The sequence below is a fragment of the Fructilactobacillus florum DSM 22689 = JCM 16035 genome (assembly GCF_001436645.1).
GTDB classification, from domain to species: Bacteria; Bacillota; Bacilli; order Lactobacillales; family Lactobacillaceae; genus Fructilactobacillus; species Fructilactobacillus florum.
Genome location: NZ_AYZI01000002.1, coordinates 113,347 through 127,524 on the forward strand (window position 1 = coordinate 113,347; position 14,178 = coordinate 127,524).

Annotated in this window: 16 protein-coding genes; 15 read left to right on the forward strand and 1 reads right to left on the reverse strand. The window is 44.4% G+C overall.

The annotated features are described in order from the left end of the window. The first annotated feature begins 39 nt into the window (after window positions 1-39). The 3 genes from purB to FC87_RS01560 all read left to right on the forward strand — a co-directional run bounded on the left by purB (window position 40) and on the right by FC87_RS01560 (window position 4,053). Entirely contained in the window at window positions 40-1,335 is a 1,296-nt protein-coding gene (purB, locus tag FC87_RS01550) for an adenylosuccinate lyase (protein ID WP_054690311.1), read from the forward strand. Between the two features lie 62 nt (window positions 1,336-1,397). Further along, entirely contained in the window at window positions 1,398-2,645 is a 1,248-nt protein-coding gene (codA, locus tag FC87_RS01555) for a cytosine deaminase (protein WP_040473232.1), read from the forward strand. A gap of 28 nt (window positions 2,646-2,673) precedes the next feature. Next, complete coding sequence (locus FC87_RS01560) at window positions 2,674-4,053, forward strand: class II fumarate hydratase (RefSeq protein ID WP_056961400.1); 1,380 nt, start codon at window positions 2,674-2,676, stop codon at window positions 4,051-4,053. Between the two features lie 44 nt (window positions 4,054-4,097). Here the strand turns inward: FC87_RS01560 and FC87_RS01565 are convergent, their stop codons facing one another. Further along, window positions 4,098-5,093, reverse strand: a complete 996-nt coding sequence (locus tag FC87_RS01565; protein WP_009167067.1) for a YczE/YyaS/YitT family protein — start codon at window positions 5,091-5,093, stop codon at window positions 4,098-4,100. A 171-nt stretch (window positions 5,094-5,264) separates the two neighbouring features. Here FC87_RS01565 and FC87_RS06905 point away from each other — a divergent pair, with 171 nt between their 5' ends. The 12 genes from FC87_RS06905 to accA all read left to right on the forward strand — a co-directional run bounded on the left by FC87_RS06905 (window position 5,265) and on the right by accA (window position 14,126). Continuing rightward, complete coding sequence (locus FC87_RS06905; protein WP_009167066.1) at window positions 5,265-5,432, forward strand: hypothetical protein; 168 nt, start codon at window positions 5,265-5,267, stop codon at window positions 5,430-5,432. Window positions 5,433-5,665: 233 nt separating this feature from the next. After that, complete coding sequence (fabZ, locus tag FC87_RS01570; protein ID WP_035421967.1) at window positions 5,666-6,109, forward strand: 3-hydroxyacyl-ACP dehydratase FabZ; 444 nt, start codon at window positions 5,666-5,668, stop codon at window positions 6,107-6,109. Beyond that, complete coding sequence (locus FC87_RS01575; protein ID WP_156656515.1) at window positions 6,110-7,090, forward strand: beta-ketoacyl-ACP synthase 3; 981 nt, start codon at window positions 6,110-6,112, stop codon at window positions 7,088-7,090. It abuts the gene before it with no gap. A 33-nt stretch (window positions 7,091-7,123) separates the two neighbouring features. Continuing rightward, the gene (locus tag FC87_RS01580) at window positions 7,124-7,378 is read left to right on the forward strand and encodes an acyl carrier protein (protein WP_035421970.1); all 255 of its coding nucleotides are present in this window, start codon (window positions 7,124-7,126) and stop codon (window positions 7,376-7,378) included. 17 nt (window positions 7,379-7,395) lie between these two features. Next, a complete protein-coding gene (locus tag FC87_RS01585; RefSeq protein ID WP_054690305.1) occupies window positions 7,396-8,310 on the forward strand; it encodes an ACP S-malonyltransferase in 915 nt (304 codons plus the stop codon). A gap of 3 nt (window positions 8,311-8,313) precedes the next feature. Further along, window positions 8,314-9,048, forward strand: coding sequence for an SDR family oxidoreductase (locus FC87_RS01590; RefSeq protein WP_056961401.1), 735 nt, complete (start codon window positions 8,314-8,316; stop codon window positions 9,046-9,048). Between the two features lie 20 nt (window positions 9,049-9,068). Beyond that, window positions 9,069-10,310: a beta-ketoacyl-ACP synthase II gene (gene fabF / locus FC87_RS01595; protein WP_009167062.1), complete on the forward strand. Its 1,242-nt coding sequence runs from the start codon at window positions 9,069-9,071 to the stop codon at window positions 10,308-10,310. Further along, window positions 10,310-10,735 carry an acetyl-CoA carboxylase biotin carboxyl carrier protein gene (locus FC87_RS01600; protein WP_009167061.1) on the forward strand — a complete coding sequence of 142 codons (426 nt, stop codon included), beginning with the start codon at window positions 10,310-10,312 and terminating at the stop codon, window positions 10,733-10,735. The genes fabF and FC87_RS01600 overlap by 1 nt, the downstream gene beginning before the upstream one ends. 2 nt (window positions 10,736-10,737) lie before the next feature. After that, window positions 10,738-11,160 (forward strand): 3-hydroxyacyl-ACP dehydratase FabZ family protein, encoded by a 423-nt coding sequence (locus tag FC87_RS01605; protein WP_056961403.1) that lies wholly within the window; start codon window positions 10,738-10,740, stop codon window positions 11,158-11,160. Window positions 11,161-11,163: 3 nt separating this feature from the next. Further along, a complete protein-coding gene (locus FC87_RS01610) occupies window positions 11,164-12,537 on the forward strand; it encodes an acetyl-CoA carboxylase biotin carboxylase subunit (RefSeq protein WP_054690302.1) in 1,374 nt (457 codons plus the stop codon). Further along, window positions 12,524-13,363 carry an acetyl-CoA carboxylase carboxyltransferase subunit beta gene (locus FC87_RS01615; RefSeq protein WP_035421976.1) on the forward strand — a complete coding sequence of 280 codons (840 nt, stop codon included), beginning with the start codon at window positions 12,524-12,526 and terminating at the stop codon, window positions 13,361-13,363. Before FC87_RS01610 ends, FC87_RS01615 begins: the two co-directional genes overlap by 14 nt. Further along, window positions 13,356-14,126: an acetyl-CoA carboxylase carboxyltransferase subunit alpha gene (accA, locus tag FC87_RS01620; protein ID WP_054690299.1), complete on the forward strand. Its 771-nt coding sequence runs from the start codon at window positions 13,356-13,358 to the stop codon at window positions 14,124-14,126. The genes FC87_RS01615 and accA overlap by 8 nt, the downstream gene beginning before the upstream one ends. Window positions 14,127-14,178 lie beyond the last annotated feature (52 nt).

The following is a 14,178-nucleotide window of genomic DNA, read 5'->3' on the forward strand; positions in this document are numbered from 1 at the left end:
TATGTAAACTAAGCGTAGTTAATGATGGAGGAAAAAATAATGCTTGAACGATATACGCGCGCTCCAATGGCTCAGATTTGGAGTAAACAAAATCAATACCAAACGTGGTTAACGGTTGAAATTGCGATTGATGAAGCTTGGAATCGATTAGGTGTCATCCCGGATGCTGATCTAGCAGCGATTCAGGAGAAGGCTCGCTTTGATACTAAGGAAATCGATCGAATCGAGGCGGTGACTCATCATGATGTGGTTGCATTTACTCGGGATGTGTCCGAAAGTTTGGGTCCGGAAAAACGTTGGATACATTATGGGGTTACTAGTACAGATGTAGTAGACACGGCTCAAGGCTTGCGACTTCAGCAGGCCAACGTGGTGCTCCAAGACGATTTAGACCAGCTGTTGTCGACCATTAAACGCCAAGCAGGTCGCTATAAAGATACCGTAATGATGGGGAGAACGCATGGAGTGCAAGCCGAACCCACGACGTTTGGGTTGAAATTAGCACGGTGGTATTCTGAACTTAAACGTGATATTGAGCGGTTCCAACATGCCGCTCGTGGGGTTGAAGCTGGCAAAATTTCTGGAGCAGTTGGGACGTTTGCAAATATCGATCCGAGCGTGGAACGCTATGTTTGTGACAAACTAGACTTGCGAGCTCAAGAAATTACTAGTCAGGTGCTTCCCCGAGATTTACATGCGGAATACTTAGCTGCGTTGGCGCTAATTGCGACTAGCCTAGAGAATTTTGCCACTGAAATTCGTAGTTTACAGCGCTCAGAAATTCATGAAGTTGAGGAACACTTCAATCCTGGACAAAAGGGATCGTCAGCGATGCCCCACAAACGCAATCCGATTGGTTCAGAGAATATTTGTGGATTGGCGCGGACGGTGCGCGGTTTGATCGTACCTGCGTATGAAAACGTTACTTTGTGGCATGAACGCGACATTTCGCATTCTTCAGCAGAGCGGATTATACTACCAGAGAGTACGACGCTGGTTGATTATATGTTACATCGGTTTAATCGGATTCTAACTGAACTGGACGTTTTTCCAGAGCAAATGCGGGCTAATTTGAAGGTAACCTACGGGTTGATTTATAGTCAGCGAGTTTTATTGAAACTGATTGATAAAGGCATGAGTCGTGAAGCAGCTTATGATTTAATTCAGCCCTTGACCACCCAAGCTTGGGAGCAACATCGCCAATTTAAAACTTTGGTTAGTGACAATGAACGCATTAAAGCATTGTTAAGTCCGGCTGAAATTGATGATGCTTTTGATTACCATTATCATTTGCGCCACGTCGATGAAATCTTTCGGCGGGTCGGATTAGCATAGCTAGATGGTCCGCATTTATTATGTAAATGCGGATCTTTTATTAAAAGGAGAAATTGAGAATGTTGTTGATTAGACAAATTCAGATTGAAGACCGAGAAGCGCCCCAAGATGTGCTAATCAAGGATGGTAAAATTACGGCGCTGGCACCCCATTTAGAAGCCCCCACAGCGACTAAAATCATTGATGGACGGCAAAAACTAATGTTACCGCCGTTTGTTGATTCGCACGTCCACTTAGACACGGCACTAACTGCCGGTGAGCCAGAGTTTAATGAATCTGGAACTTTATTTGATGGGATTCGGATCTGGTCAAAACGAAAACAAACTCTTACTAAGCAGGATGTTAAACAACGAGCATTGGCCGCTTTAAAACTACAAGCCGAACATGGAATTCAATTTGTAAGAAGTCATGTTGACACTACTGATCCTCAACTGACGGCCTTACAGGCGTTGTTAGAGGTTCGAGATGAAGTAGCCGATTTTATGGAATTGCAATTAGTAGCCTTTCCGCAAGAAGGAATTTTGTCGTATCCAAATGGGAAAGCACTAATGAAAACGGCAGTGGAGCTAGGTGTTGATGCGGTCGGCGGAATTCCGCATTATGAGTTTAACCAAGTTTACGGCAGAAAATCGTTAGAGTTTTTAGTTGATTTAGCCGAAAAAAATAACCGATTAGTTGATGTTCACTGTGATGAGATTGATGATCCACAGTCGCGAAATCTGGAAATTTTAGCAACGCTTGCTTATGAAACGGGACTTCAACAGCGGGTAACTGCTAGTCATACGGTTTCGTTGGCAGCAGTTAACGATGCCTACGCCTATAAGTTAATGCGTTTATTGCGCCTTTCTCGGATTAATTTCGTTGCGAACCCCCTAGTGAATATGCATTTAGGTGGGCGGTTTGATACCTATCCTAAACGTCGCGGATTGACTCGGGTAAAAGAATTATTACAGCAGCAGGTTAACGTTTCGTTTGGAGAAGATGATCTTCAAGACCCATGGTACCCGATGGGAAACGGAAATCTCCTTGACAGCTTATATGTCGGGGTGTTAGCTAGCGGATTGATGGGTCATCGCCAGTTACAACAAGCGTATCGATTGATTACGAGCAATGCCGCTAAAACATTACAGATCGAAGATCATTATGGGATTGAGGTTGGCAAACCAGCTAGTTTTCTGATTTTTGCGGCACCTGATTTTTACACTGTCCTGAATCAGCGAGCTCCCTTATTAGGGTCGTTTCATAACGGACGGCAGGTAGTCCAAACGCAGCCGGCTGTCACTAAGCTAAACTTATCAACTAAAGATTAAAACGGCAGAATAGAAAGGCACCAGTAAAATGTCAAAATATCGAGAAGAAACTGACACATTAGGAAAAGTGCGGATTCCACAGACCGCCTGGTGGGGACCACAAACCGAACGGAGTCGCCAAAACTTTGTTGCCGGTCCAACGATGCCATTAGCAGTGATCCGGGCATTGCTAACCATCAAACAGTGTGCTGCAATTGTGAATGCGCGGCAGAAAAAATTGCCACTTGCAAAAAAAACAGCGATTGTGGTGGCAGTTTCACAATTACTGGAGCTGTCAGATGCTGACTTGCGGCAACACTTTCCCCTCCGAGTCTATCAAACGGGTTCAGGAACACAGACTAATATGAACGTGAACGAGGTGATTTGTTATCTTTCAAACCACCAATCCCACCCCGTGGCATTACAGCCCAATGATGATGTTAATCAATCACAAAGCTCTAATGATACGTTTCCTACGGCGATGAATATTGCAGCACTACAAGCACTGCCCCCGCTGCTGGAACGGTTAACCGAACTGATTAAGACCTTTCAAAGGCTTGAAAATAAGTATCGGCAAACGGTTAAAATCGGGCGTACCCATTTGCAGGATGCTACGCCAATGACCTTTGGCCAAGAAGTTTCGGGGTGGCGGACGATCGTAGAGCAGGATCTAGAGGCTCTGCGTCAAACTATGCCGGCTCTACAACAGGTTCCAATTGGGGGAACGGCAGTTGGGACGGGCTTGAATACGCCACCGGCTTTCACCGCCGAGATCGTGTTAGAGTTGCAAAAACAGACCGGGCTACCACTACAAACCATGAATCAATTTGGTGGATTAACCAGTCATACCGCCCTTGTAACGTTACACGGGGCAGTTAGTGCCTTAGCAAGTGATTTGATGAAAATTGCAAATGACATCCGATTTTTAGCAAGCGGTCCACGGGCGGGATACGGTGAGTTGCGGATTCCTGCTAATGAACCAGGTTCTTCAATTATGCCAGGAAAGGTTAATCCAACACAGGCAGAGGCCATGACCATGGCAGCTACGCGGGTAATGGGAAATCAGACGACGATGACCGTGGCCAATAGTCAAGGCAATTTTGAGCTAAATGTATATAAACCGGTACTAATTGCTACCTTTTTAGAGTCGGTTAATTTAATTTCCGAATTACTACCAAATTTCACCACAAAGTTAGTGGCTGGAATTACGGTTAATCAGGAACGGATGACTCAGTTAGTTGATCGGTCTTTGATGACGGTAACTGCATTAGCACCACATATTGGGTACCATCAAGCGGCACGTCTAGCGCAACAAGCCCTGGATGAAGATCAGGATTTACGAACCGTAGTTTTAGCGTCTGGTTTGGTTAATTCAGCTGAATTTGACCGTTGGGTTGATCCAATGAAAATGACTAATTCACAATCATAATTAAAAAGCTGTTGATCCATTTAGGATCAGCAGCTTTTAATTATTTAAGATTTTGGGGATTCATTTGTGTCTGAATCATTGTTGGAATTTGGTAATTGCCCACGTTTGTCACGTTTGACCATTTCCGCAATCAGCATCCGATATTCTGTTCGGTAACTATTGTACTTGCGTTGAGATTCTTGCATTTGATATTGGGTATCTTGAATCTTCGTTGCTAGTTCTTTATTAGTATAACCGGCAAGGTGCATTTGAAAATCAAGGGTGGAATTGTAAGCGTTTGAAAGTGATTTGTAACCGGAGCGAGTAACCTGGCGAACTCCTTGAGCCAAATTCTTAGCGGTTGGATTACCACTAAAGTCATTGATATAACCCAAGACGGGGGTACTAACGGTTCGATTCCAAAATGAAATCAGAGGACCGGCAAAGAAGGCAACCACAATTGAAGCGAACCCCACTGGACCATGAACTAACACGGCTGCTGTTAAGAAACAGATGTCTTGGACAACCCGAGCCGTTTTATATTGACAGTGAAGTCGACTTGAAGCAATTGGTGCAATTGCATCGTAAGGGGCAACCCCAAGTGACGGTGCCATGTAAAGCGAGCTTCCGGCGGTAAAGAGAAGTAATCCGATGATTAAGTTAGCAATTAGGATGAGAGCAGTTGCCTTGCCGGGCAACAGTTGGTGGTATAGCGAAGAGAACCATTGAATTTCAAAACCAACTAAAACCATATTCATAATGGTTCCAATCCCAATCATTTTCCGATTTAACAGCACCACAAAGACGAAAATAATCAAGTTAGCGATTAATTGATAAACTCCTAAACTAGTATGAAGTTTAGCAGCAATCCCAATATTGACGGCCGTGAAGGGATCGAGTCCTAAAATAGGGGATGACTTTAAAAGTGCGGCCCCCGTTGATAGAATTGCAATTCCAACAAATGACATCAACGTTCGCAAAAAGACATTAATAATTTTACCCCAAGTTGTAAAACTAGGGTTTTTTTGAGCTTCGTTGGCACTATCTGACTGATTATCCATATAAATGTTAATCCTTTCCATTCGAAAAATTTATCACAGTTAATATTCTAACATACCTAGACCCAATCGTTCGCACACTTATTTTAATTCTACTAGTGATTAGTTAGTGACTTTATATTACAATGTTGATAGGTTTAATTTTTGCCCATCTTTAATTATTGAGGAGGAGTTATGAAATTAAAAGCACTCACCCAAAAACAACATGCTGCTTTTACAAGCTGGCAGTTACGGGAACAACAACTGGCTCAATTACGTTTATTATTACAGTTAAAGAGACAGGCGCACGGTGAATTATTTTCCCCAAAGCTACTTGCTTGCCCAATTGTGAAATTAAAATAGTAATCTTAGGTAAAAGAAGTAACTTTTTTGTTACTTCTTTTTATATGAGAGGGCGGCTAGGTTACTCATCATTTAATTTGTAACCGCTACTCAAAGAGGTTTGAATCACTACTAGAACAAGCTTTTCAATGATTATGCGGTTATAAAATAGTACCTGAGATTGAAATTGGTAGTGGTTTTCTTGAGAATGGAAAGCAGTTCTCGAAGTTAACTAACCACAAAGGAGTAGTCTAATGGCTGTAATGAATGCAAGGGAAATTATGGATTTAATTCCAAATCGGTATCCGATTCTATTTATTGATCGGGTTGATGAGATGGTTCCTGATGAATCAATCGTGGCTACTAAAAATGTTACGATTAATGAACAGTATTTTCAGGGACATTTTCCTGGAAATCCAGTGATGCCAGGGGTTTTAATCATTGAATCAATGGCACAAGTTGCTTCGATTCTAATCTTGAGTTCGCCAGCCTTTGAACATAAGACGGCTTATCTAGGGAGCATAAAAAACGCAAAATTTCGTCGGATGGTTGAACCAGGCGATGTTATAACCTTTAAGATTAAAATGGAAAAAGTACGAGACCACGCTGGTCTAGTGGCTTGTGAAGCATGGGTTGGCGATGAAAAAGCCTGCGAAACCAAGTTAACCTTTATTGTGGACGAAAAAGAACGAGAATAAATAATTATGGACAGTTTTAAAATTAAAGCAGTTGCCAAACAAGTTCCTGAAAAAGTAGTTACCAATGACGATTTGGCTGAAATTCTTGACACTTCTGATGATTGGATCAGGCGACGAACAGGGATTCGTCGTCGCCACGTCGCAAGTGGATTGCAAAATACCAACTTGTGTACGGCAGTTGCTAATCGACTGTTAGCTAAGGCTGGGGTTGCTGCAACTGATTTGGACTTTATTATTGTAGCTACTATGTCTCCTGATTATCAAACTCCTGCCACTGCCGCTCAGGTACAGGGGCGGCTGGGAGCGAAGCGGGCGGTGGCATTTGATATTAATGCGGCTTGTGCTGGATTTGTATATGGAACCGTAACTTTGCACCGATTGCTGCAACAGACCCCTCATGGGATGGGGCTAATCATTGGCAGCGAACAATTGTCTAAACTGTTGGACTGGCATGATCGTAGTACGGCGGTGCTCTTTGGTGATGGTGCAAGTGGGATGTTGGTTGCTAATGATGCTTCCGAATCGCGGATGCTCGCAACTGATCTACAGACGTTTGGAGAAGACAGTCAAGCTATTACTGCGGGGCAGTTTGGGGTTTGTTCCCCATTTAGCGCCGAAAAGGTTCCGGCACAGCCCGCATTTCAGATGGATGGGCACCGGGTTTACAATTTTGCAAAACAACAAGTTCCAGCTTCAATTCGGCGGGCGCTGATCAAGGCTAACTTAACCACCGACCAGATTAAATATTTTGTTCTGCATCAGGCCAATGCGCGAATCATTGATCGCATTGCTAAGCAATTAGATGTTCCATCCGAGCGGTTCCCCCAAAATATCGCTGAATATGGAAATACCGCTGCTGCCAGTGAACCATTGGTACTCAATGATTTAGTCGAACAGCAGTGCCTTAAGCGAGGAGACCTTTTGGTACTGAGTGGTTTTGGTGGGGGATTAACCGTCGGAACGATTATTTTACGATACTAAGATGATATTAACTTTTCAAAGGAGATTTTTACCATGGCAGACCAGCAAGCAGAAATTTTAACTAAGATTCAAGAAATTGTCGCTAATCAAACTGACGATCTCAATGTTGATGACATTCAATTAACCACTAGTTTAAAGGATGGTCTGAATTTAGACAGTTTGGACATCTTTGAAATTGTGGATGCGTTAGAGGATGAGTATGATATTGAAATTGATAGTGACGAGGGGATTGAAACGGTGCAACAATTGGTAGATTTTGTACAACAAAAAATCAATTCCAAAGACTAACGTCGGAGAACTTACAAATGAAACTAGCTTATTTATTTAGTGGGCAAGGCAGTCAATTTGCCCAGATGGGAATGGACTTATATCGGACTAATGCTACTTATCGAGCAACAATTGACGAAGCAGCGACCGCTTTGCAGGTTGATTTAACCGAGCCCACGGTCTGGGATGATCCAGCACAAGTTCAAGTGGTAATTTTAGCAATGAGCTATGCAATTTATCGGCAGTTAACTACCCAACTCCCTGCTCCAGTAGCAGCAGTCGGTTTGAGTTTGGGGGAGTACAGTGCGCTAGTTGCCAGTGGAGCATTAGATTTTGCGGCAGCGTTACGGTTGGTACGAGATCGTTCGCAATATATGGCAACTGCAGGCAAACAGCATCCGGGGAAGCTGGCAGCGGTGTTAAAACTGAACCCTCAGCGAGTTACAGAATTATGTGAGGATTATGCGGGGGTTTACCCCGCAAATTATAATACGGCACGACAAACGGTAATTGGTGGGACAAGTGAAGCTGTCACGGCCATTCAACCCCAGTTACTTGCTGCTGGAGCCAAACGAGTGGTTCCCTTAGCAGTTGCCGTGGCCTCCCATACGCCACTGATGGAATCAGCCAGCAAAGCACTTTTTAAACGCCTCCAAGCGGAACGGTTCGCAGCGCCGGCTTTTCCAGTGATTAGCAATACAACGAACCGGCCCTTTACGGTGGAACAGTTGCCAACGACGCTGGCTAACCAACTAGTTAAGCCAACTCATTTCCAGCAAAACTTGCTGCAATTAGTACAAAATTATCACGTGGATACAGTGGTAGAGCTTGGACCGGGAACCACCCTCAGCAAGTTTGCTAAGCAAACGGTGCCGAACCTAGTGACTTATCACGTGGATACGGTGGAAACCTTGCAGCAGGTTCAAGCTGCTTTACAAGTCAGGAGTGAATAAAACATGGCAGAAAAACGCGTAATTTTAATAACGGGAGCCACTAAGGGGATCGGGCTGGCGACCGCTCAGTTTTTGGCAGCCAATCCGCAAAATCAAGTCGTAGTTAACTCGCACCGGCAGCTGAGTGAAACAGAACAAGCTACCTTAATGCGTCAATTTGAAGTTCCTGTGCTAGTAGTGTCCGGTGATGTTGCTGTTGAGGCGGACGCACAGCAGATGATGGCTCAGATTGTTGAGCAATTTGGTCGCCTAGATGGGCTAGTTAACAACGCGGGACAAACGCAGGATAAGTTGTTAACACGAATGAGTGAAGCCAGTTTTAAGAGTGTTTTGGAAACGAACTTGCTGGGAACTTTTAATATGACAAAGGTAGCTTTAAAGTTGATGCAGAAGCAACGCCAAGGGGCTATCGTCAACATGTCCAGTATTGCTGGTTTACACGGGAATTTAGGACAAGCGAATTACGCTGCTAGTAAAGCTGGGATTGTTGGCCTAACGAAGACTACCGCACAAGAGGGAGCTTTGCGCGGGGTTCGCTGCAATGCAGTTGCTCCTGGAATGGTAAAAACTGCCATGACTGATAAATTAAGTGATAAAATCAAACAACAATGGGAAAGTCGAATCCCACTACAAAGATTCGGTGACCCGACTGAAATTTCAATGACAGTGGCATTTTTACTCGACAATCCTTATGTGACCGGGCAAGTAATTACTGTTGACGGCGGATTGACGATGTAAGGATTATTAAGGAGGAAGTATTGAGTAATCGAGTGGTAGTAACAGGAATCGGAGCAGTTTCTCCTGTGGGTAATACAGCAGCTGATTTTATTGATAACATCTTAGCGTCTAAATCCGGGGTGGCTCCCATCACCAAGTTTGATGCTGCCTCAACCGGCATCACTTTAGCTTGCGAGGTCAAGGACTTTGATCCGGGGAAACGACTTTCCAAAAGAGATTATAAGCGCCTAGATGCTTATGCACAGTACGGACTCTATTCAGCGGTTGAAGCGATGGAACAAGCAGGTTTACATGCTAATGAAAACTATCAACCAGAGGATCTAGGAGTAATTTACGGTACTGGAATTGGTGGCATTCAGACGATTGAGGAACAGACTAAGAAGGCTTATTTAAAGGGACCCAAACGAGTTTCCCCGCTCTTTGTTCCAAAATCAATTTCTAACATGGCTGCTGGAAATATTTCTATGTACTTTGATGCTCGAAATACGTCACAGACAATTGTTAATGCCTGTGCTTCTGGAACCAATGCCATTGGTGATGCCTTTGATTATATTAAGGCCGGTCGTGCCAAAGTTATGATTACTGGTGGAACGGAAGCTGCAGTTACTACGATGGGAATTGCTGGATTTGCGGCGTTGACAGCGTTGTCAACTCAGACGGATCCCGAGCAGGCTTCGTTGCCGTTTGATGAGGATCGAAACGGATTTGTGATGGGGGAAGGCGCCGGAACCTTAGTATTAGAAGACTATGAACATGCCAAAGCCCGGGGTGCTAAAATTTTAGCGGAACTAGTTGGATATGGTACGACTAGTGATGCTTACCACCTAACTGCTCCAGAACCAGATGGGCGTGGGGCAATTAGTGCGATGCGCCAAGCATTAGCTGAGGGGCACATTGATTTGACTGAGCTTGATTATGTCAATGCACACGGAACCGCTACACATGCCAATGATGTCTCTGAGGCAGGAGCAATTGAAAAATTGTTTGCTGATAACGATCATCTTAAAACTAGTTCGATTAAAGGGATGGTTGGTCATTCATTAGGAGCTGCTGGTGGTCTGGAAGGAGTTGCATTGGTAGGAGCACTCCAGCACGGACAGATGCCGGTAAACGTTGGTTTGCACCACCAGGATCCAGAAATTCATATTCAATTAGTTAATGAAGAAAATAATCGCGGGCCACTCAAGACAGCGATCAGTAATTCCTTTGGTTTTGGTGGTCACAATGCCGTTATTGCAATGAGAAAGTGGGAAGATGCTTAATGGATGAAGCAGCACTCGAACGCCTCTTGGATAAATTTGATAAATCAAGTCTACAAGAATTGAAATTAAATGGCGATGGGATTGATGTTTACTTTAGTAAGTGCAGTCAGCCACAAGGTAATCCACCAGCTCCTGCCGCTGAGCAGACTGATGATGCTGCTAGTCGGACAGCAACGCCACCTTCCAACTTTCAGTTGCCCGCTCCAATGGTTGGGTTAGTGTATTTCGCACCAAGCCCTGACAAACCGCCTTATCGAGAAGTCGGCGCACATGTTAAAAAGGGAGATACGGTTTGTGCCATCGAGGCCATGAAACTCATTAATGAAGTTAAAAGTCCAGTTAGTGGCACGCTTGTGAAACGATTGGTCCAGGATGGTGAAATGGTGGAGTATCAGCAGCCATTGTTTGAGATCAAGGAGGACTAAGGATGAAATTTGAGGTGAACCAGTTGATTCCCCAACGCTATCCGTTCGAAATGATCGATCAGATTATTTCTGTAGTACCAGGCGAATCAGCAATTGCTCGAAAAAATATAACGGTGAATGAGTGGTACTTTGCTAATGGTAACCGTTTGGAACTACCTCGTCCCCTGATTCTTGAATCATTAGCGCAGACGGGAGTAGTAGCCATTTTGTCGATGCCAGAACACGCTGGAGCCAATGTCTTCTTCGGTGGGATTAAACAGGCTGATTTTTATGGATCGATGCGACCGGGAGCTGAGTTAGAGCTGCGAGTACAGCTAACAAAATTAAAGCGCAACATTGGAGTTGGTCATGGCGAGGTTTATTGTGGTGATCAGCGGTTGGTCGCGGCAGACCTGATGTTTGCGATTGAAGCACAGGGTGAGTAATAGATGATAAAAAAAGTTTTAGTTGCAAATCGCGGTGAAATCGCAGTCCAGGCAATTCGAAATTTACAGGAGTTATCGCTTGCGACAGTGGCAGTTCATTCCACAGTTGATGCCAACGAACTCTTTGTCAAACTTGCTGATCAGTCGGTTTGTATTGGCGGTCCGTTGCCAACCGAATCGTATTTGAACATGGGAGCAATTCTTGATGCAGCGGTTTTGACGGGGGCGGATGCCATTTTTCCAGGCTACGGCTTCTTGTCAGAAAATGCTCACTTTGCTAAGCTTTGCGAATTATACGGAATCAAATTTATCGGTCCTAGTGCAGCTGTAATCGAGTTGATGGGCAATAAATCCCATGCAAAAGCAGCCATGGAAAAATTTGGGGTTCCGACGATTCCTGGGTCAACTGGGTTTGTTGCAGATGTGGACGCAGCATACCAGGTGGCTGCAGAAATTGGCTATCCCGTGATGTTGAAGGCAGCGGCTGGTGGGGGTGGCAAGGGAATTCGCAAGGTTAAGAACCGCGCGGAAATGACCCAGGCCTTTTTAGAAACCAAACGAGAGGCAAAATTGTCTTACGACGATGATCACCTGTACTTAGAAAAAGATTTGTCGGATGCCAAGCATATCGAAATGCAGGCAATTGCTGATCAGCATGGTCAGGTGGTTTATTTTCCGGAACGAGATTGTTCGCTGCAACGAAACCATCAGAAATTGATTGAAGAATCTCCCTGCGCACTGATCACCGAATCAGAACGAGCCCAGCTTGGTCAAATAGTTAAACAGGCCATGCAGGGGATAAAGTACGAAAACACCGGGACGTTTGAATTTTTAATGGATCAAGACCATCATTTTTATTTTATGGAAATGAATACTCGGTTGCAGGTCGAACATACGGTAACTGAAGAAGTTGCGGGAGTTGAGTTGATCAAAGCGATGGTCAAAGTTGCAGATGGTCAGCGTTTACCATTTTCCCAAGCGGATTGTGGTGTACACGGCACGGCGATTGAGACTCGGATTAATGCAGAAAATCCAGCTGCCGGATTTCAGCCGGAACCGGGTCGCATTTCCCAATTACATTTTCCAATGGGTACCATGGGGGTTCGCATTGATGCAGGAATTGAAGCGGGGAGTGTGATTTCTCCTTACTACGATTCGATGATTGCCAAGATCATTGTACATTTACCCACGCGGTCTGAAACGTTGCTGAAACTTGAACGAGTATTAAGCGAATTTCAACTGCAAGGGGTGCAAACCAATCGAAAGTTTCTTGTCGATCTGTTGCATGATCCGGCGATGACAGCGGGGGACTTTAATAATCGCTATGTTGAAGATGTATTTTTGAAGAACTGGATGGAGCGGTATGACAGAGGATAATCAATCACAACCAACCCGAGAAGAGTTACAACATCGCATGGACCAAATCCCAGATGTCTGGGTTAAGTGTCCTTTTTGTGGGAAGACGATTTATAAACAACAGCTCGGTCAGTTTAAGGAGTGCCCTAATTGTAACTATGCCTTTCGATTAGGTGCTCAGGACAGAATTGCTTTGTTATGCTCGGATTTTACGCCACTTAATCGCAATTTGAAGGTGGGGTCCCGTTTTTCAGAAAAGCATTACCAAGCAAAACTGCAGCAAGCTCAAGCAACCACGGGGTTGAATGAAGCAGTTTTGACTGGAATTGGGACCATTGATACCCATCGAGTTGCGATTGGAGTTATGGATTGGCGCTTTATCATGGGTAGTTTAGGAACGGTTACTGGAGAACTGATCGCACAGCTATTTGAAACGGCCACTCAGCAGCACTTACCCGTGATTTTGTTCACGGCCTCTGGTGGGGCTCGCATGCAGGAAGGAATTAATTCACTGATGCAGATGGCCAAGGTAGCGACGACGATTGCTGAACATAGCAAACAAGGTGGGTTATACATTAGTTACCTATGTGATCCAACTACTGGAGGCGTAACTGCTAGTTTTGCAATGGAGGGTGATTTGTTGTTGTCAGAGCCCCATGCGCTGATTGGGTTTGCCGGTCGGCGGGTGATTGAAAGAACAATTCAGCAACGGCCACCACGTGATTTTCAACGAGCAGAAACTCTGTTACATAATGGGTTTTTAGATGCAATTGTTCGGCGTTCAGAGATGAAGACCACGTTAAGTCGGATTCTTACAATGCATGAAAGCGGGGTTTCTAATGACTAAAAAAACGGCCTTTGACCGCGTCCTAGCAGCCCGCGCTCAGGATAAAATTACAATTAAAGATTTAATTGCGGGCCTGACCGATGATTTCATCGAACTTCATGGGGATCGTGCTTACGGCGATGATGCAGCTGTTTATGGTGGGATTGGTTTGTTGCAACAGCAACCCGCCACTTTGATTGGGATTCGCAAGGCGGATGATGAAAAATCAGCGACCGACGTCCATTTTGGGTCGGCTGAGCCGGATGGCTATCGCAAAGCACTCCGACTAATGAAGCAAGCCGAAAAATTTCAGCGACCGGTCATAACGTTCATCAACACGCCCGGAGCCTTTCCAGATGTGAATGCAGAGTATCATGGGCAGGGTTATCTGATTTCACAATTAATTCTTCAGGGATTACAACTTAAAACTCCCTATTTGGCGATTATTGTTGGAGAAGGCGGTAGCGGTGGAGCACTTGCTTTGGCCGTAGGTGATTGTGTTTGGGCATTTCAAGACAGTATATATTCCGTCTTATCTCCTGAAGGGTATGCCACAATTTTGTGGAAAGATTCTAGTCGCGTTCGCGAAGCAGCTGAAATCATGAAGCTAACCCCCCCAGAGCTCGTTGAACAGGGAATTATTGATAAAATTATTCCAGAAGTTCGAACAAAAGCCGAAATAAACCAGCTAAAGCAACAATTATTTGATAAAATAAAAGAGTTGAGTGCAATTCCAACGGCTGAACTATTACGGCGACGGTTTGCAAGGTATCGTAAATTCTAATAATGCTAACTAATAATTGATTTTATTAGTTAGTTTTTTATAATTAAGATAG